This is a genomic window from Prevotella sp. MGM1, from assembly GCF_002933775.1.
Lineage (GTDB): Bacteria > Bacteroidota > Bacteroidia > Bacteroidales > Bacteroidaceae > Prevotella.
In genome coordinates this window covers 1-509 of sequence record NZ_BEWV01000038.1, presented here as the reverse complement: position 1 = coordinate 509, position 509 = coordinate 1, and the positions used below count along the sequence as shown (strand labels likewise).

Annotated in this window: 1 protein-coding gene; it reads right to left on the bottom strand. The window is 59.5% G+C overall.

The genetic code is table 11. From position 1 onward, the window contains the following. Positions 1 to 509: iron chelate uptake ABC transporter family permease subunit (locus tag MoGM_RS00610; RefSeq protein WP_146078598.1), on the bottom strand; the 509-nt coding region annotated here is incomplete at both ends.

Genomic DNA, 509 nt, shown 5'->3' with positions numbered 1-509 from the left:
GCAATAGGCCGTGACGATGGCCACAAGCACGCCCGAACTGACGATCACCCTCATGCGGGCACGGTGCACGTCAAGACCGAGATTACGGGCATAGTCGTCGCCGAGCAACAGCAGGTTCATGGTCTTCACGAGCAGGAAAGCGGGCGGCAGGAGAACGGCCATAAGCACGATGAAGAGCATCATGGCATCGCCGGACACACGGGCGAAACTGCCAAGCCCCCAGACCACGTATGCCTTGACATCCTCTTCGGCGCTGAAAAACTTCATCACGCCGATAATCGCGTTTGCGAGATAGCCGATCATCACGCCGATGATAAGCAGGGTGACGTTGCCCCTGACCTTCTGCGCGACATAAAGGATAAGGGACATCACGGCAAGCGATCCGACAATGGCGGCCACCGACATGGCCACGTCGCCGATATAGCCCATGCGGCTGAGAGCCACACCGCCCAATGAGCCGGAGAGCAACACCACAAAGGCCACGCCGAGACTGGCGCCGCTGCTGATAC